Annotated in this window: 14 protein-coding genes; 4 read left to right on the plus strand and 10 right to left on the minus strand. The window is 42.2% G+C overall.

Features of this window, described 5'->3' with window-relative positions; genetic code table 11:
• Nucleotides 1–340: 340 nt before the first annotated feature.
• The gene (locus tag ACKLNX_RS01370) at nucleotides 341–1,273 is read right to left on the minus strand and encodes a LysR family transcriptional regulator (RefSeq protein ID WP_412970943.1); all 933 of its coding nucleotides are present in this window, start codon (nucleotides 1,271–1,273) and stop codon (nucleotides 341–343) included.
• Nucleotides 1,274–1,393: 120 nt separating this feature from the next.
• On the opposite strand from ACKLNX_RS01370, the gene ACKLNX_RS01375 reads away from it, so the two are divergent.
• Both ACKLNX_RS01375 and ACKLNX_RS01380 read left to right on the plus strand, forming a co-directional pair.
• A complete protein-coding gene (locus ACKLNX_RS01375) occupies nucleotides 1,394–2,092 on the plus strand; it encodes a type 1 glutamine amidotransferase domain-containing protein (protein WP_412970944.1) in 699 nt (232 codons plus the stop codon).
• A 69-nt stretch (nucleotides 2,093–2,161) separates the two neighbouring features.
• A complete protein-coding gene (locus ACKLNX_RS01380) occupies nucleotides 2,162–3,319 on the plus strand; it encodes an iron-containing alcohol dehydrogenase (protein ID WP_412970945.1) in 1,158 nt (385 codons plus the stop codon).
• 140 nt (nucleotides 3,320–3,459) lie between these two features.
• Here the strand turns inward: ACKLNX_RS01380 and ACKLNX_RS01385 are convergent, their stop codons facing one another.
• From ACKLNX_RS01385 to acs, 5 genes are all read right to left on the minus strand, one after another.
• Nucleotides 3,460–4,152 carry a response regulator transcription factor gene (locus tag ACKLNX_RS01385; RefSeq protein ID WP_411693237.1) on the minus strand — a complete coding sequence of 231 codons (693 nt, stop codon included), beginning with the start codon at nucleotides 4,150–4,152 and terminating at the stop codon, nucleotides 3,460–3,462.
• Nucleotides 4,142–6,073, minus strand: a complete 1,932-nt coding sequence (locus ACKLNX_RS01390; RefSeq protein ID WP_412970946.1) for a sensor histidine kinase — start codon at nucleotides 6,071–6,073, stop codon at nucleotides 4,142–4,144. Before ACKLNX_RS01390 ends, ACKLNX_RS01385 begins: the two co-directional genes overlap by 11 nt.
• Complete coding sequence (locus tag ACKLNX_RS01395; protein WP_412970947.1) at nucleotides 6,066–7,970, minus strand: YfbK domain-containing protein; 1,905 nt, start codon at nucleotides 7,968–7,970, stop codon at nucleotides 6,066–6,068. The genes ACKLNX_RS01390 and ACKLNX_RS01395 overlap by 8 nt, the downstream gene beginning before the upstream one ends.
• A gap of 114 nt (nucleotides 7,971–8,084) precedes the next feature.
• Nucleotides 8,085–8,729, minus strand: coding sequence for a response regulator transcription factor (locus ACKLNX_RS01400; protein WP_411693240.1), 645 nt, complete (start codon nucleotides 8,727–8,729; stop codon nucleotides 8,085–8,087).
• Nucleotides 8,730–8,740: 11 nt separating this feature from the next.
• Nucleotides 8,741–10,684 (minus strand): acetate--CoA ligase, encoded by a 1,944-nt coding sequence (gene acs, locus ACKLNX_RS01405; protein ID WP_412970948.1) that lies wholly within the window; start codon nucleotides 10,682–10,684, stop codon nucleotides 8,741–8,743.
• Nucleotides 10,685–10,926: 242 nt separating this feature from the next.
• Here acs and ACKLNX_RS01410 point away from each other — a divergent pair, with 242 nt between their 5' ends.
• Both ACKLNX_RS01410 and ACKLNX_RS01415 read left to right on the plus strand, forming a co-directional pair.
• The gene (locus ACKLNX_RS01410; RefSeq protein ID WP_412970949.1) at nucleotides 10,927–12,096 is read left to right on the plus strand and encodes a DcaP family trimeric outer membrane transporter; all 1,170 of its coding nucleotides are present in this window, start codon (nucleotides 10,927–10,929) and stop codon (nucleotides 12,094–12,096) included.
• A gap of 237 nt (nucleotides 12,097–12,333) precedes the next feature.
• Nucleotides 12,334–13,479: an HDOD domain-containing protein gene (locus ACKLNX_RS01415; protein WP_412970950.1), complete on the plus strand. Its 1,146-nt coding sequence runs from the start codon at nucleotides 12,334–12,336 to the stop codon at nucleotides 13,477–13,479.
• A 33-nt stretch (nucleotides 13,480–13,512) separates the two neighbouring features.
• Here the strand turns inward: ACKLNX_RS01415 and ACKLNX_RS01420 are convergent, their stop codons facing one another.
• The 4 genes from ACKLNX_RS01420 to ACKLNX_RS01435 all read right to left on the minus strand — a co-directional run bounded on the left by ACKLNX_RS01420 (nucleotide 13,513) and on the right by ACKLNX_RS01435 (nucleotide 18,167).
• Nucleotides 13,513–14,565 (minus strand): aldo/keto reductase, encoded by a 1,053-nt coding sequence (locus tag ACKLNX_RS01420; protein WP_412970951.1) that lies wholly within the window; start codon nucleotides 14,563–14,565, stop codon nucleotides 13,513–13,515.
• A gap of 207 nt (nucleotides 14,566–14,772) precedes the next feature.
• Nucleotides 14,773–15,690, minus strand: coding sequence for a histone deacetylase family protein (locus ACKLNX_RS01425; RefSeq protein WP_412970952.1), 918 nt, complete (start codon nucleotides 15,688–15,690; stop codon nucleotides 14,773–14,775).
• Nucleotides 15,691–17,535 (minus strand): GNAT family N-acetyltransferase, encoded by a 1,845-nt coding sequence (locus ACKLNX_RS01430; protein WP_412970953.1) that lies wholly within the window; start codon nucleotides 17,533–17,535, stop codon nucleotides 15,691–15,693. It lies immediately after the preceding gene.
• 146 nt (nucleotides 17,536–17,681) lie between these two features.
• Nucleotides 17,682–18,167 carry a GNAT family N-acetyltransferase gene (locus tag ACKLNX_RS01435; protein WP_412970954.1) on the minus strand — a complete coding sequence of 162 codons (486 nt, stop codon included), beginning with the start codon at nucleotides 18,165–18,167 and terminating at the stop codon, nucleotides 17,682–17,684.

Consider the following 18,167-nt stretch of genomic DNA (forward strand, 5'->3'; position numbering starts at 1 on the left):
AAAGAAGTTATTTCAATAACATAAAATCTGTTGTTATCGAAACATTTCTCTAAATAGTTGGAGGTCACCGCCTTCGCGGTGATGACGGTGGGAAGTTTCAAATAACGTGTTGGATGTATCGGCTATGACCGCGATTGGATGGCAACTGCCAGTCAAGAGTGACTTTGTCAACGTCGCTTTATTTCACTCAGCGTACCCGAGAAATCAACTTCCAACCAGCTGATGTTTTTGCACCGTAGGGTCGAAAACAGATTTTCCAACCCCAGAATGCAGATAGCCCAAAAAAATTGCCGTTATCTTACCGATAATGTTAAGAAAAACTATTCATCGAATAGAAATATCATTTTTTAGCACTAGGCAACACACTCTGTTTTTGCCTATCAATTTTGATGAAATAGTCTTTCAAATAGTCTAGAAGAAGCCTCAATTTCTTCGAGCTATCAGTGCCTGGCGGGAACACACCATAAATATCAATGTCTTCTAGTTGATATTCATCCAAGACAGATTCTAGGGTGCCATTCTTAATTTTTGGCCAAGCATCGTAAACAGGGATACGACCTAATCCATGTCCACCTTCGATAAATGCCGTTCTGGCTGCTGCATTGTTAGTGCTGATACCACCTTTGACTGCAATACTATATGACTGACTCCCCTTACTTAGCTTTATTGCGCCAGATGTTAATTTGTAAACGACCCAATCATGCTCTTGTAGGTCCGACGGTTCCTTGGGTTTACCTCTTTTCTTGAAATAATCTGGCGATCCGCATAAGCAGGTTGTAAGCGTAGAAAGCTTACTCGCTTGCAAGCCTGAATCTGGCAAAGGTGCTCCTCTTATCGCTAGGTCGATTCCTTCTTGCAGTATATTCACTACTTCATCCGTAAGCATGACATCTAGTTCAATTTTTGGATACAGACTACGAAAATGATTTAATGCAGGCACGACCATTTGCAAACCAACATTCACAGGACAGGTAATCTTCAGCAAACCTTCAGGCTCACTCTTCATGTTCTCCATTTGCTGATTGGCTGTAATCGCACGTTCAGAGATTATTCGACATGATTGATAGTATTCTGAGCCCGCCTCCGTAAGCGAAATTGAACGCGTGGAGCGATTGAGTAGCTTGACACCCAGCTGAGATTCTAGCTTTTTGATGTGATAACTAACCACCGCTCGCGAAAGGCCAATATGCTTAGCCGCAGCGGTGAGGTTGCCCTGCTCGACGACTTGAGCAAACACCACCATACTTTTTAATTGTTCAAAATGTAGATTCATAAGGCATTGTAGCAGACTCTGTATTAATTTTTAAAACAATGTTATTCATTTTATCCTCATTGTTTAATTTAATTTCAAGTTTTATACTTGTCGTTCTTATTATTAGAAGGAGAGAAAACTATGAATACACAGAATCCAGCGAAACGCATACTAATGGTCTTAACCTCTCACGCCGAGTTGGGCAATACGGGCGAGAAAACGGGATTTTGGGTGGAAGAGTTTGCTGCTCCTTATTACGCCTTTGTAGATGCCGGCTTGAAAGTAACTTTGGCGTCACCACAAGGTGGTCAGCCCCCTATTGACCCAAAAAGTGAGTTAGACGACTTTCAAACGCCATCCACTCATCGTTATGATGCCGACAAAGAAGTACAGGCCTTGATTGCCAATACAGTAAAACTGGAAGATCTGGACTCTAATGATTTCGATGCTGTTTTTTATCCTGGCGGGCACGGCCCATTGTGGGACCTTGCAGACAACGCGGATTCAATTCGATTAATTGAAAACTTCTTAGCTTCGGACAAACCAATCGCAGCTGTTTGTCACGCAAGTGCTGCATTCTTAAACATTAAGGATCCGACTGGTGAGTTCTACGTTAAAGATAAAGCCGTCACCGGTTTCACAAATAGCGAAGAGGAAGCGGTTCAGTTGAGTGAAGTCGTACCATTTTTGTTAGAAGATGAGCTGATCAAACGCGGCGGTAAGTACAACAAAGTAGCTGATTGGAGTGCATTTGCAGTTCAGGATGGTTTAATGATTACCGGCCAAAACCCTGCTAGCTCGGAGTTAGCTGCGCAAAAATTGTTAGCAAGCTTAGTTTAGGCCACAGGAATTTGATGTAATGACTGCTTTTTAGCAGTCATCTTTTATAAGCAATTAGGGATATTTTTCATGTTAAATTTTAGTTTCGAGAACACAACAAAAATTCTGTTTGGCGAAGGACAAATCGCTTCAATCAGAAAAAACATACCGAGTGATGCTAAGGTATTAGTAACCTACGGCGGTGGTTCGATCAAAAATAATGGAGTTTTTGATCAAGTTAGTGATGCTCTATCGAACCACACTTGGTTTGAGTTTTCCGGCATAGAGCCAAACCCAAGCTACGACACATTGATGGAAGCCCAAGATACTATTAAAGAACACAATATCAACTTCATCCTGGCAGTGGGTGGTGGATCCGTTGTTGATGGTTCTAAATTTATTGCTGCAGCTGCTTTATTTGAAGGCGATGAGCCCTGGGATATCGTCAGTAAACAAGCACGCATTCGCAAGGCTTTACCTCTCGCTTGCGTATTAACTTTGCCTGCCACAGGCTCCGAGTCTAATACAGGCGCAGTAGTCACGCGTGATGGAAACAAGTTACCATTCCAAAGCCCCTTAGTTCGCCCAATTTTTGCAGTGCTTGACCCCGCGGTCACCTTGTCGTTATCTGAACGTCAAATTAGTAATGGTGTTGTCGATGCATTCGTTCACACAATGGAGCAATACCTGACTTATAGCGTCAATGCGAAAGTTCAAGACCGTTTTGCTGAAGGTTTGTTGCTGACATTGATTGAAGAAGGTCCGAAAGCACTAGCGCCAGAAACTTCGAAAGACATAGAGATCCGCGGCAATATCATGTGGGCAGCAACGATGGCATTGAACGGACTGATCGGTTCGGGAGTGCCGCAAGATTGGGCTACCCATATGATTGGTCACGAATTAACAGGTACTCACGGTATCGATCACGCTCGCACATTGTCGATTGTATTGCCTGCGGTGATGAAAGTATGCGCCAAAGCAAAACGAGAGAAACTACTTCAATTCGCCGAGCGCATTTGGAATTTAACTGAAGGTGATGAAGATTCACGTATCAATCGTGCGATTGAATTGACCGAGCAGTTTTTCGAAACGATGCAAGTTCCAACAAGACTTTCACATGTTGAACTTGGTAAAGGTGATATTGATTTGCTGATCGAAAAACTCAAGCAACATGGCATGCTGAAGTTAGGTGAACATGGTGACATTACACCGGATGTTAGTCGTAAAATATTGGAAACGGCGCTTTAATGCTTGCGATTTAGTACTTGCGATTTAGTACTTGCGATTTGATTCGGGATGCTAGTTTTGTTCACGGGGCGCGCTATTAATAGCGCGCCTTTTTTTGGCATATGCTAAGTCATTGATTTGAAGGAATCTCTCGCATTTCTCTAAGCTACAAGGCTGTAGCCAACCCCTCGAATGGTCTTAATTTTAAATGGCTTTTCGCCTGACAAACTCAGCTGTTTCTTAAGTTGCGACACAAAGTTGTCTATCGTGCGATTATCAACGTACATATTCTTACCCCATACATTGTCTAGGATATCGTCTCGACTGCAGCATTGATTTCGGTGCTGATATAGGTACTCTAGGATGTTGAATGCTGTTTTCGTAAGATGTAAATCCTGCCCTTGATTTTTAACTACACGCAGACCCCAATCAACCGTGAAGCCATTTATATTAGAGGTAGTCGTCACATTCTGATCGATAAGCTTGGCACTTGTGTGACGCCTTAACAGGGCTTTAATTCGCAATATCAATTCAGTGGCACGATAAGGTTTACTCACATAGTCGTCACAACCAGCAATGAAGCCCTCAACGATGTCCTTCTCAAGTGTTCGAGCACTTAAGATGAGAATAGACACAGACATATGTTGTTGCGCCCAGCGGCATAAAGAGAAGCCCTCACCATCTGGCAACATCACATCCAACACAATTAAATCAATTGGTGTGCTTTCCAATACACGCTCGCCTGCTTCAAGAGTGCCAGCGGTAAATACCTTGAAACCTTCGAGTTCCAAATTATCGGCTAGTGTTTCGCGCAGGTTTTTATCATCTTCAACAATGAGCAAGCTATGTGTCACTTTCCCTGTTCCTTTCCAGTTGGCTCAAATCCATACACCAAAGCGTGCCTTTGTTGCTCGACTCTTGAATCGAAATACTAGCATTGTGCAGTTTTAAAATCTGCTGACATAAGGATAATCCTATCCCTGTTCCTTGTCTCGATAATTGCTTATCCTCACGAAAAAAGTCATCAAATACGCGTTTCCAATTTTCTTGCGCAATGCCGCAGGCATTATCCTGAAAGAATAGGCAATGTGTATTAAGATCATAGTCTAGCTCAATAACTGAAACATCCTTATCGCAGTATTTCACAGCATTAGATATCAGATTAACTAGCACCAGCTCGAATAACAAAACGTCGAGTTCAAGGTGAATATGAGTGGGTATTTTGTTATCTATGCTAACAACAATACTGTCATTTTCTTTGAGTTTAAGTCTTACTCGCTCAACGATTTCATATAAATTACAAGGTTCTAGATTAAGTATCAGCTCCTTCGATTTTATGTGATTCATCGAGAGTAAATTGTCTACCATCATCCATAGTTGATCGACTTCAGCAATGATTTTTTCAGGGTAGTCTTTAATACTCAATGCGCGCTCATTTCTCTTTTGCAAGGTTTCAATCATGATGCGAATTGATGCTAAGGGCGTTTTCAACTCATGACTGACCAAATTGACAAAGCCTTCCCGCATTTGAATATACTCAAGCTTTTTTTGTTGGCGACTTGCAATCCACCTGGCTAAAATCAATAGCGCCATAATTAGCACTGAGGTGGCTATTAGCTTTGCTACAAAATAGATGCGCTGACGTTGAATTTGCTCCTGCCACTGCTTGCGGTTTATATCGAATGCCAGTTCTGACAAATGTATTTGACTAGGCGTATCTGACAAATGGCTGATTTCGATTTGATCGCTTACGTCAAGAACCCCTTGTTCAATCAACTGCGTTTGTACCTGCTGAAGCTCAACTTGAATGTTGAATGGCAAGACTAAAGTAATATTGTCATTGGGTTTAAGTACTAAATAGACATGGTCGATGATAGTAAAGTGTTGAAAACCACTTACCGGCAATTGACGATTCTCTTGCCAAAGTGCTCGCGCATTTTTTTCAAACCAGGTTTGATCAATAGCTGTTGGTGCCAATACCTCTTTTAAGTTTTCCAAAGCCTTGCGTAAATCGGCGGAGTTAAGTCGCTTATTTTGTTTAAATAGATAGTCAAACAAAGGCTTCGGTTGCGGGCTCTGCTGCTTCAATATTTGCTCAATCAATACATCATTCCAGCGTGAAGTTTTGTCGATTCGCAAAAAGCTCAAAGCGCTAACGATTTCTTCCAATACCGACAACTGATAGTTTTGGACATGAGTGAAGTATTTATCTATCGACTGCCTAATCATTTCCGGCTCGGACGAGGCCAACGCGTTTTTAAGTGCAATAAGCGCTTTTATTCTCTCAAGGCTATGGCTTGAGAGACCTTCATTACTTGAGAGACCTCCTTGGCCTGATAACTCACCTTGGAGGGATAGATTGTTTTGGCCAGCTAAGTCGCTTTTCTCATATAAATCGCTTTGCTTGCTATCATCAATTGCGTCCCGATAGTCATGCCACAATTCTGAAGGCTCACTACTTATTGTCCCATTGAATCGGTAAGGATAGATTGCTTCGCTATCTTTATACGCTTCAAAATTTGGCTCTAATGTTAGCCAATTGTTTTCAATATCAGTTTTATCTAAAGGGTATTCGGCGACTAAGTTGGATATATTTGATTGCATTGTTTTAAGCACAATGTCACGCATCAATACTTGGTTATCTTGCACCAAACTTTTCGCCTGATTGTGCTCCACTACCAGCATTACGACAATGAGTAAGCCCACCATCACAAGCGTTGCGTAAGTAGCAACATGGGCAACGCTTGTTCTTGGTTTTTCGCTTGAGTTAGTCAAGTAAAGGTACTCTTTCAAAACTTACCTTGGATATAGGGTAATTTGCTTCGAACTCGTCATAGCCATTATCCAATCGTTCTGCTATTGAAATTAATTGTTTTAGCTCCTTCACTTGTTGATGCGCTTGATAGTTTCGTGGCAGTGTCAACAACAAGCCTTCAATTTCATGATAAGTATAAAATCTTGCCCAATACGACTGGCGTAACTTTTCAGCAAACGCAGCCATTGAGAAAGACAGCAAACTATCGGCAGAAGTATGCTCAACGTTCTGCTGGATAATGCTGACTGGAATGTTCTTCTGAATTTGAAAGACCTTCTTTCCTTCCGGTTTCTTATACGAGACAGCTAAGCTTGCAATCGCTTTCGCTCTTGGTAAATTCTCTCTTATCGATTCAGCTAGCTTTATCTCATAAATTGCTGTGACTTTTTGACCTGCGCCAATTTCTGCACCATCTTTTTCCGCATCCATAAAATCTTGTGTTTCTAAGTGGCGATTCTCATAACCTAAAAGTCGATAATGACTAACGATCGCTGGGTCGAATGCCACTTGAATCTTGGCATCTTTAGCTACCGTCTGAAGTTGGCTGTTAATATTATCAACAAAGACTTCCTGCACATCATCTAAATCAGCAATATACAAATAAGTACCGTTGCCTTGGTTCGCTAATTGTTCTAATAAATAATCATTGTAGACTTCTTTACCAACACCGAGGGTCGTTAAAAAAATACCATTTTGTTTTGCATCGTTAATAGTTGACAATATGGCTTCAGGTGAGCGAGAGCCCGTATTTGCCATTCCATCAGATGTCAGGATGACGCGATTATTAAACCCAGGCTCTTGCATTTCATTTGCCAAACGATAGGCCGTTTTTAACCCAGCCTCAACATTGGTGCTACCGTTAGCTCGCAGGCGTTCAATGGCCTTGTAGATTTTTCGTTTGCTTGAAGCGCGAGTTGGGTCTAAAAGTACTTTTGCATTGTCACTATATGCCACAAGCGCAACTCTATCGTTTTTATCTAATTGTGACACCAAGGTTTTCATCGCAACTTGAAGCAATTCGATTTTATCGTCAGAGCCCATAGAGCCCGACACATCTGCAACGAGTACAATATTACTTGGGTTTCTCTCACCTGCCTTAAGTTCCCGTGTTTGAGCGCCGACATGTAATAAATAAAACCCCTCACGAAAAGGCGACCGCATTGCCTCGGCGCTTAAGGCAAATAAGTCATCACTGTGTTGATACTGATAATCGAGTGCATTCACAAATTCCTCAACTCTAATACCTGCAGGGTCTGGCATTCTGTTGCTGTGTAACATCGCTGACGCAAGTTTGAATGAGCCATTGTCGACATCCATCGCAAAAGTAGATATTGCATTATATTCTGTTTCGATTGTGGGATTTACGCGATAACGCTTGAATATTTGTCCAACAGACTCTGGATGGCGAGACACCAGACGGTATAATTCTTCTTTCTGTGCTTGCGTCAAGTTATGAGTAAAAGGCTGATTATTAAAACCTGTTTCTGCGTCTCTTTGGCTGTGTGCTAATAACTCATTGTTCGTTTTTACTTGAGTAAGTAGCTGTTTTAAAGTGTCGGAAATTAAGGCTTCAGGTGCCCTTGGAGGCAAGGGCTGATTTTGATCCGCAAGCACCGTATCGTCATCAGCTTTTAGTCTACTTGCGATGACGCTAATTCTTTCGGCTTCACTGGCTTCAGATTTTTGCTTCGCACGTCGCTGTGCTTGAGCTTGAGCTTCTGCCTTAACTTCATTTGCGGCCTTTGCGCTTGAGTCACGCCTTGCCTCATTTTCTGAAGGGGCTGTAGCACAGTTTGCTAGAGCAATAACAAGCGCGGCAACTACTGCCGCTTTGATAGAGTTTGCGATTAATTTCATTTGGTTTCATCCTCACTTAAGGTGATATTACGTTGATGAAACCAGCTTATCTATTTTTAACTTCACTTTTGTCATGGAATTGTCATCATTTCAAATCGATGATAAAAAATTGCCTTATTTAGTGGGAGGCTCTAGCTGCAATTCACTAGCGATCAATACTGCTTGAGTACGATTATTTATGCCAAGCTTCCTGAAAATAGCTGTGACATGAGCTTTGACTGTTGCCTCTGCAATTTCTAAGTTGTAGCCAATTTGCTTATTAAGTAGACCGTCGCGCATGTAGCACAGCACTTTGTATTGTGCAGGTGTTAAACTAGCGACGTTTTCTGCTAATACCGAGAAGTTTTCATCAACCTGTTCAATTTGTTGACGAACGCTTTCTGGCACCCATACATCGCCATCAAGCATAGCATTAACAGCATCGCTGATATTTTTTGCACTGGCTGTTTTGGGTATGAAACCCATTGCGCCGACACCAACAACTTTTGAGATAAGTGACGCGTCTTCCGTGCCAGAAACAACTGCTATTGGCAAATCCGGGAAGGATTTTTGGATATGTAATAATCCGAAAAGATCACTACTGCCTGGCATATGTAAATCGAGTAGCAGTAAATCAACATCATGCTGTTCAAGCATATTTACTGTTTCATTCAAATCGCCAGACTCAAGTATATTCAGTTCACTAAACGCCATACCTAATGCCCCTTTCAGGGCATCACGGTACAGAGGATGGTCGTCTGCTATCAGCAGGTTTACCATACCAATTCCTTTTATTTGTTCAATCGCTCCTCGATGAGTCTATCAACAACAGACGGATCTGCCAATGTTGATGTATCACCTAAGTTTGCGTGTTCATTGGCTGCTATTTTACGCAGGATACGGCGCATGATCTTGCCAGAGCGCGTCTTCGGTAAGCCATTAGTCCACTGAATCATATCCGGTGTTGCAATTGGACTTAATTCAGTGCGCACCCACTTGCGAATTTGTGCTGTCAGCTCATCATTGACCTCAACACCTTCGTTCGCAGTAATGTAAACATAGATCCCTTGACCTTTTATGTCGTGCGGGTACCCAACAACAGCAGCTTCAGCCACATCAGGATGCGCAACCAAGGCACTTTCTATTTCAGCAGTTCCTAAGCGGTGACCCGATACGTTTAATACGTCATCAACACGGCCGGTAATCCAAAAATAATCATCTTCATCGCGACGACAACCATCTCCGGTGAAATAAACGTTTGGATAAGCGCTAAAATAGGTTTCAATAAAGCGTTTATGATCGTTGTAAACCGTTCTTGCTTGGCTCGGCCAACTATCTTTAATGACTAGGTTACCTTCAGCCGCACCTTCTAGTTCATTGCCTTCAGCATCAAACAAAGCAGGCTGAATGCCGAACATCGGGCGTGTGGCAGAACCAGGTTTTAAATCATGCACAGTCGGCATTGGAGTAATCATCACGCCACCAGTTTCAGTTTGCCACCAGGTATCAACAATAGGACACTGACTTCGACCAAATGTACGGTAATACCACTCCCAAGCCTCTGGGTTGATTGGCTCGCCCACCGAACCTAATATTCGCAATGAGGATAAATCACAACCTTCGATGGGTTTGTCGCCATGCGCCATTAATGCACGAATAGCTGTTGGTGCAGTGTAGAGAGTGGTCGCTTTATATTTCTCTACAATTTGAGCAAAGCGACGAATGTCAGGATAAGTCGGCACACCTTCGAAGAATACTTGTGACGCACCATTTGCTAAAGGTCCGTAAACGATATAACTGTGGCCTGTAATCCAACCCACATCCGCCGAACACCAGAAAACATCATCTTCGCGATAATCGAAGGCATATTTGAATGTCATTGATGTGTATACGAGATATCCGCCAGTCGTATGAACGACGCCTTTTGGTTGACCCGTCGAGCCGGAAGTATAAAGTATAAAGAGTGGATCTTCTGCATTCATCACTTCTGGTTCGCACTGCGCTGAACAATCATCAATAAGATCGTGCCACCAAACATCGAGCTCGTTTGTCTTAACGTCACCGCCTGTTAATTTATGCACTACCACTGCCGTGATTGATGGGCAGGCACCATTCGCAAGTGCTTGATCAACATTCGCTTTAAGCGGCACTGAACGACCCGCTCTGCGGCCTTCATCACATGTAATAACCACTTTAGCCTGGCTGTCATTAATACGGTCGGCAATAGCATTGGGAGAGAACCCGCCAAAAATAACGGAATGAATAGCACCAATGCGAGCACAAGCTAGCATGGCATATGCAGCGTGGGGCACCATCGGCATATAAAGAGCTACACGATCGCCTTTTTTCACACCAAGCTTTTTCAAACCATTCGCAAGCTTGCAAACTTCATAGTGCAATTCTTGATATGACACTTTTTGACTATCGTTGGGTGAATCTCCTTCCCAAAATAGTGCGGTTTTTTTAGCGCGTGTAGCCAAATGACGGTCAATACAATTATAGCTGACGTTTAATTCGCCATCTTCAAACCACTTAATAGAAAGTTCTGAAGCATCAAACGTCGTATTTTTAATAATGCTAGGTTTTTTATACCAGTCAATTTGCGTCATCTGCTCAGCCCAGAAAGCCTCTGGGTCAGTCACTGACTGCTCGTACATCGCATTGTACTTTTCTGGCGTGAGCAAGGTATCTTGCTTATATGATTCTGGCACTGGATAAAGTTTATTGGCCGACATAATGTTGTCTCCGTTTATTACATGCTAAAAAATAATTAATTTTAATACCTCTACAATAAACTTAAATAGATAAACAAAAATGAGACTTTGGTATCATTCGAAGTATTAGAGATTTTTACGCCGTCTACGACCTTAGTATGATAGACCATGCGCTAATTTGAATCCTCGAGGTTTTACGTAATATTAACAACAAATAACGATAACTTTACACACTTTTAACGTTTAAGAAGATGGATACGCACATGAAAATTTCAATATTAAAGTCTGCACTAGCGGTTTCATTAGCACTTGGCATTTCTTCAGTTTCGATGAATGCACAGGCCGACATGTTGGCAGGCACTGATGTTAAGTTCAGCGGATATATTAAAGCTGACGCAATGTTTAGTTCGTACTCAGATGGCACGCTAGGTACACAAAGCATTGGTCGTGATTTCTACTTACCAGGTCTAACACCTGTTGGTGGTGCAGATGAAGATACGCAGTTTGATGCACACATCAAACAAAGCCGTTTTCGCTTTACAACGAACACCAAAACCGATGAAGGCGACAGCATTACTGGTGTGTTGGAATTTGATTTCTTAGTAACTCCAGGCGGTAATGAGCGTGTAAGTAACTCATATGTCCCCCGAATTCGTCACGCATTCATTAGCTATAAGGGCTGGACCGTTGGTCAAACTTGGAGTACTTTCCAAGACGTTAGAACCTTACCTGAGTCTCTTGATTTCGTTGGGAATACAGATGGCGTAGCGTTTAACCGTCAAGCTCTCGTGAAATATAAAACAGGCGCTTGGGAATTCTCATTGGAAAATTCAGAAACCACAATTACACCTTTTGGTGGCGGCGGACGAATTGTTGCTGATGACGGCGCGATGCCAGATGCTGTTGTTCGTTATACGCACTCTGCTGATTGGGGGCACCTGTCTGTTGCTGGTATCGTTCGCCAGTTAAGCTACGACGACTTAGGTACAATAGATGATAGCGTTTCCTCTGCTGGTATCAGTATTAACTCAAAAATAAAAGTAGGTGAGAAAGACGATATTCGCTTGTCTCTTAGCACGGGTTCTGGTTTAGGTCGCTATTTAGCTTTAAATACGGTCAATGGCGCTGTAATCGATGCAAATGGTAATTTAGAGACGATAGACTCAACAGCATATTCAATTGCATACCGCCATGTTTGGAACAGCAAAACACGTTCAAACTTCATGTTCGCTTCATTGTCAGTAGATAACGACGTTGCACTTACGGGAGTATCCGCGACAGAAAGCACTAGCAGCATCAGCGCTAACTTGCTGTATTCACCGACAAAAGCAATCACGGTTGGCGGCGAAATTAAACAAGCAACTAGAGAGATTGAATCGGGTGCTGATGGCGACATGACGCGAGTTCAATTTTCATTGAAGTATGCGTTTTAACTATTTGTAGACTTATATCTTAAGGCTGTGCAAGTAATAAAGTAGCCCCTTTAAGTTTAATAAAAACTAAAAATCTACGCTCCATAGCGTAGATTTTTTTGTTGAATATAATAATGATGCGAACATCACGAATGCATAAATGTCTAAAAACATACCTTTAGATCAAATTCTATGCATAAGCTATACTTAGGGATATAGTAAGATGCAAATATGGATAAAGCTTAATAGAGGCTTTCAGTGCCCTTAGATATTATTATCAACTCAATTGCGATTGTAGGACTCATCTTAGTTCTGTTCCTATATCGTATGAGTAAAAAGTCGACTATTGCGACGAAGAACCCGAATGCGAAAAGGACAGAACCCAAAAATACGTTCGTCGGCATTGAGGAAACCGTCGCCGAACCTAGTATTAAGCTTCGTAATCCGAAAGATGTTCCTCAAGTCTCAGAAGAGTTTACTACTTTTGAGTTACTCGAAGACGTTGCTGACAAAAAACAGCAAAAACTAATCGATTCAGCAACCAGCTTAAAAAAACCGCATCCTTTGTTGATGTCATTAACACGTGATATCAACGATCCTAAGCAGCTTTTAGATATCATTAAAAATGACCCAGAGCTGGTTGTAAAAGTAATTAAAGTATCAAATTCATCGTTATTTGCATTGCGTAAGTCAATTACCACAATTAATCATGCCATCGTTTATTTAGGTGTTCTGCAAGCAAAGAATATTGCCATGCAATTTGCCTTAGAGCGCAGTGCTGACTTTGCAACTAATGAGCAAAAGTTGGCTTATCACAAAATCTGGAAAGCGAGCTTCCTTGCTAGTTCAATTGGCTTGCTGATTGCCAAGGATTTAAAACTAGATAATTCTGCAGAGCTATCGACTCGTTGCTTACTTGATTACCTTGGTGACATCTCAATACTCACTGCCAAGCCTAAAGTGGCTAAATACTATTTGAACCATTCTAACTATTTCAAAAGAATAAAAAGCATACAAAAAGAATTCGGCACCAATCCGGCGATAATGGGTAAAGCCTTTGCAAAAAATGCAGAACTCCCCGAAGAGATTGTCGAAAGCATTGGTGCAAGCATTTTGCCAATGGTAAATAAACTTGAAGAGTCTGCGTTGTCAGAGGAACAACAAAAAATTGTTGCCTTTAGTTATTACGTGAGCCGTCTAACTGATCTGATCGTGTTTGAGAGATCGATGGATACCCTGGATTTCGACGAGCTAAGCTTTGCTGAAATTAAGTGTGAAAGCTTCTTCTATGCTCAATCTCAGATTGAGCATTATGGCTTAGGACAGATTAACGGAACGCTCAGAAAAACGCGCTTCAGACAAGATGTCACTGCTATTGTAGAGAAGCTAGGGCTCGATGCTTAGTTAAATCGGCCCTACTACCAATTATTGTACTAATTAAAATGGTGCAGAGTATTGTTGCAATACTGCTTCAACATCCGCTAAACAAGCTTCAGATAATGTCATGTCAAATGCGTCAATATTTTCTTTCAATTGGGACATTTTAGTCGCACCGATAATCGTAGATGTTACGCCATCAACTTGATCGCACCATGCCAGTGCCAGTTGGCTAGGCGTCATACCGTGTTTTTTGCCTACTTCACAATATGCTACAACTGCCTGATTTGAATGCGTAGTATCGCGGAATAAACCTTGTCGTTGAGTCATTGTCCAACGACTACCTACAGGCCTTGCCCCACCAATATATTTACCTGACAAAACGCCGCTCGCTAATGGTGACCAAGGCAAATAAGCGATGTCTTCAAACACACAAGATTCAATCAGATACGGCCAATCTTTGATGTGCAGTAGACTAAATTCATTTTGAATAGAAACCGGTTTCGCTACACCGAGTTCTTCACACAAGTTTAAGTATGTATGAATACCCCACGTGGTGTCATCAGACAGCCCCCAGTGTCTGATCTTGCCGCTATCAAGTGCTTTACCAATACCTTCAACGATATCCCGCATTCTTACTTTCTCAGCTTTCACATCTTGTTGGCTTGGCTTCACATTATTGGGCCAGTGTTTAGCAAAGTGTGGTGAATTCCTGTTTGGCCAGTGAAGTTGATAAACATCGATGTAATTTGTTTGCAAACGCGCCAGTGAGTCTTCTAATGCTTTTTCAATCGTCGCACTGCTAATCAAGTCATTGTCACGAATATAAGTAAATCCTGGGCCCGCTATTTTTGAGGCGATGATAAGATCTTCACGCTTTTCAGGATGGCGAGATAACCAATCGCCAATACACCGCTCTGTATCACCGTAAGTTTCTTCAGAAGGTGGAACAGGATACATTTCGGCCGTATCGATAAAGTTAACACCACGCTCGATTGCATATTCAATTTGCTCGTCGGCATCTGCTTGAGTGTTTTGCACGCCCCAAGTCATGCTTCCCAAACAAACGCGAGACACTGATAAACCTGAACTTCCAAGTGGAGAATATTTCATTATCGTCTTTTACCTTCTATATCTTAAATAGACAAAGCCTAATCTAAACACAGCCTAAATTCGCAATTCGTGCAAGCTAAGCTGAACTCAACTAAGCTAAACCAAACTTAGAGAATGCGCTTGAATATGCTGTTGGATACTTATATTTTTCAATAGTATAAGGGAATACTCAATTTTAAAAAGGTAGGATCGAGTTTAATAGTCGTTTTATGTCATTAAAGCCTTTATATGCGTAACAACGCTGCGAGATAAAGCGCTTAAGGCATACCCACCTTCAAGCATGGACACTATTTTACCGCCACAATGTTTGTCTGCAACTGCCTTTATTTGCAAAGTCAGCCACTCGTAATCAGCTTCAACCAACCTAAGATGCCCCAATGAGTCTTCTGCATGTGCATCAAAACCCGCAGAGATAAAAATCAACTCTGGCGCAAATGCATCTAATTTATCAAACCAAGGCATGACCAGTTCTCGATATTCTGCGCCTTTAGTTCCCGCAGGTACAGGCACATTAACGATATGATCTTTAGCGGGTTTATCGCCAGTAAATGGATAAAAAGGATGTTGAAACGAAGAGCAGAAAAGAACGCGTTCGTCGTCTTTAAAAATATCCTCTGTGCCGTTTCCATGATGCACATCAAAATCAATTATCGCGACTTTTTTCAAATTGTAATGCTCTAGCGCATGTAAAGCCGCTACTGCAATATTGTTGAATATACAAAAGCCGCCCGACTTAGCGTGCTCCGCGTGATGACCAGGCGGACGTACCGAACAAAATGCTTTGCTCGAATCCCCTTTCATGAGTAAATCGACCGCGTGCACTCCGGCTCCTGCAGCGTGCATAGCTGCGCCCAATGAATCAGGCATCATTAACGTATCGTCATCTAACCAACGGTGCCCTTCTTTTGGCGCTTCTGCTATGACTTTATCAACAAACTTTGGGTCGTGAGCACGGTACAGTTGACTCAATTCTGCAGCCTTTGTATCTGAGAAATGAACCGCAAACTCCAGCCCCGAGGATATAATTTGGTCATTAATACTATGCAACCTCGCGGGCTGCTCTGGATGCTCTGGATCCATATCGTGCAGCAAACATTTTGGACTGCTAATTACGGTAACTGGCATTTAATGTTCCTCCAAAAACAAGACTAATTCGACTTCTGCTGGATCGGGATTGAAAACGCGTTTAAACCCAAATTGTTCAAATACGGCAATCATCGGTTTATTTTCACTACGCACATAAGCGACCATCTTAGCTAAGTGCCTTTTTGTCGCTATGTTAATCATCTCTTTCATCAGTCGGGAAGCCATACCTTTGCCTTGTTGATTTTCGCGAGTAACAAAAGCAACCTCACAGGAATTATCCGCATTTAAGTAATAGCGCCCAACAGCTTCAATTTTTACACTTGAGCCTTGCTGGTTAACAATGGTCAAGGCAATATCCTTTGTTTGATCAACGCTTACTAAGTCGCAGGAGTTTTGTCTGCTCATCCCCTGTGGGACATAGTTGTAGCGCAAGCGCAAGGTTTCCTTCGTGTGCGAGTAGAAAAATTCTTGCAGCCGTCGTTCATCTGCAGGATTAAGCGGCCTTAGATAAAAAACTTCGCCGTGAACATCTACTTCTTGAAGTTGTAACTCACCCAGTTCGGGAATATCTGTTGGATACTTGGTTTGGTAATCTGGCACCCAATAATGCTGTCTGACAGACTCAAGCAAGCCTTCCCTAAACTTGGGGTGTGCTACACGAATCAATTCCAATGCTCTCTCTCGAATGCTCTTACCTTTTAAGCTCGCGACACCAAACTCTGTCACGATATAGTGGACGTTTCCGCGAGACGTCACCACACCGGCTCCTTCCTGTATGTTCGCCACAATGCGTGAAACCGTACCACCTTTCGCCGTCGAAGGTAATGCGATTATAGGCTTACCACCTTTACTCAAAGTTGCACCAGTAACAAAATCCATTTGCCCACCAATACCGCTATAAAAATCATGCCCTATTGAATCAGCAACTACCTGTCCCGTTAGGTCAACTTCTAAAGCGCTATTGATTGAAACCAACTTGTCATTTCTAGCTATATTTGTCGGCTTGTTAACGTAACTCGAAGGGTAAAACTCGACATGAGGGTTGTCATGCACGAAATCGTATAGACGCTTTGTACCCATGCAAAAACTGACTACCGACTTACCCGGGTGAAAGGTTTTAGCACGATTATTGATCACCCCTTTTTGAATCAGTTCAATTACCCCATCACTGATCATTTCACTGTGAATTCCTAAGTTTTTATGTTTGCCCAAATATCGCAATGTCGCATCTGGAATTTTACCAATCCCTAATTGCAGAGTAGCTCCATCTTCAACCAGCATTGAAACGTACTGACCTATGCGCTCATAAATGTCACTTTTCTCGGCAGGCTTAATTTCTGGCAGGCTTTGCTCATGCTGAATACATGCCGCAAACTCAGAGATATGGAGAAAGGAGTGACCTGCTGTTCTCGGCATAAGTGGGTTGATTTGTGCAACGATTTTTTTAGCCGAACGCGCCGCAGACATCACTACATCAACTGATACACCGAGTGAGCAATAGCCGAGTTCATCTGGCGGACTCACCATGATTAACGCCGCATCTAACGGCAGTATATCGTTTGAAAATAAACTAGAAATTTCAGATAAAAAACACGGAGTATAATCAGCTCTTCCTTCATCAACGGCTTGACGAATCACTTTGCCATGAATGAAAAAAGTGTTCACTTTGAACTGTTTCTGATGTTCCTTTAAAGCCCAGCGTTCGTCGGATAATGTGCCTATATGAGTGACTTCAATGTCTTTAATATCTTTACCCGTAGCAATCAAACTATCGACGAGGGCGTTAGGGATAGCAGCATTCGAGCCTAGGAAGATGCGATCACCTGATTTGATGATCTCTGACCAATTTATTTTGTTTTGAAACTGTGAAACGACAGATTGCATGAAAGAATACCAGAATAGAAAAAGACCGATGTCATAGTTTCATAATAGCACCTCATGATCTGCGTGCATTGATCTGAGCCAAGTTGTTGGTGAGTTTTATAAGCTTTTTTGAATATTGGAGTCTAAATCTTGGATCTTGAATGTTACTAAGCTTGTTGCGGAGCGTAACGCATTGCCACATTGCACCTCTCGTAACTTTGCCCATAAGTTTGCATAATATCTCGGTCATGCACAAAGCCGTTTTTTTCATATAGATGAATGGCGGCTTCGCACTTCGCATTAGTTAGTAAAAACAAACAATTTACTGGCATTTTTACGGCTTCTTTAATGACGAATTGCAGCAACAACTCTCCCACCTTTAGCCCCCGAGCAGAATCAAGCACGCCCATTTTGGTTAGCTCAAAATTCCCCTCGCCCTTATTGAGCAGGGCGCATGCTCCAATCACTCCCAACTCCGGATGCTTTGCAAACCAAATCTTTCCCCCTTTATCAATAATATGTTCGCGAGGCTGCTGAAGCACCTGTTTATCTATATCCTCTAAAATAAACATAGCATTAATCCATTGCGCATTTATGCTTTCAAAGTGAGGCGCGAGTTCATCGCTAAACGCCAGAATGTCAATATTGTTCAT

The organism is Glaciecola sp. MF2-115 (genome assembly GCF_047250385.1).
GTDB lineage: Bacteria > Pseudomonadota > Gammaproteobacteria > Enterobacterales > Alteromonadaceae > Glaciecola.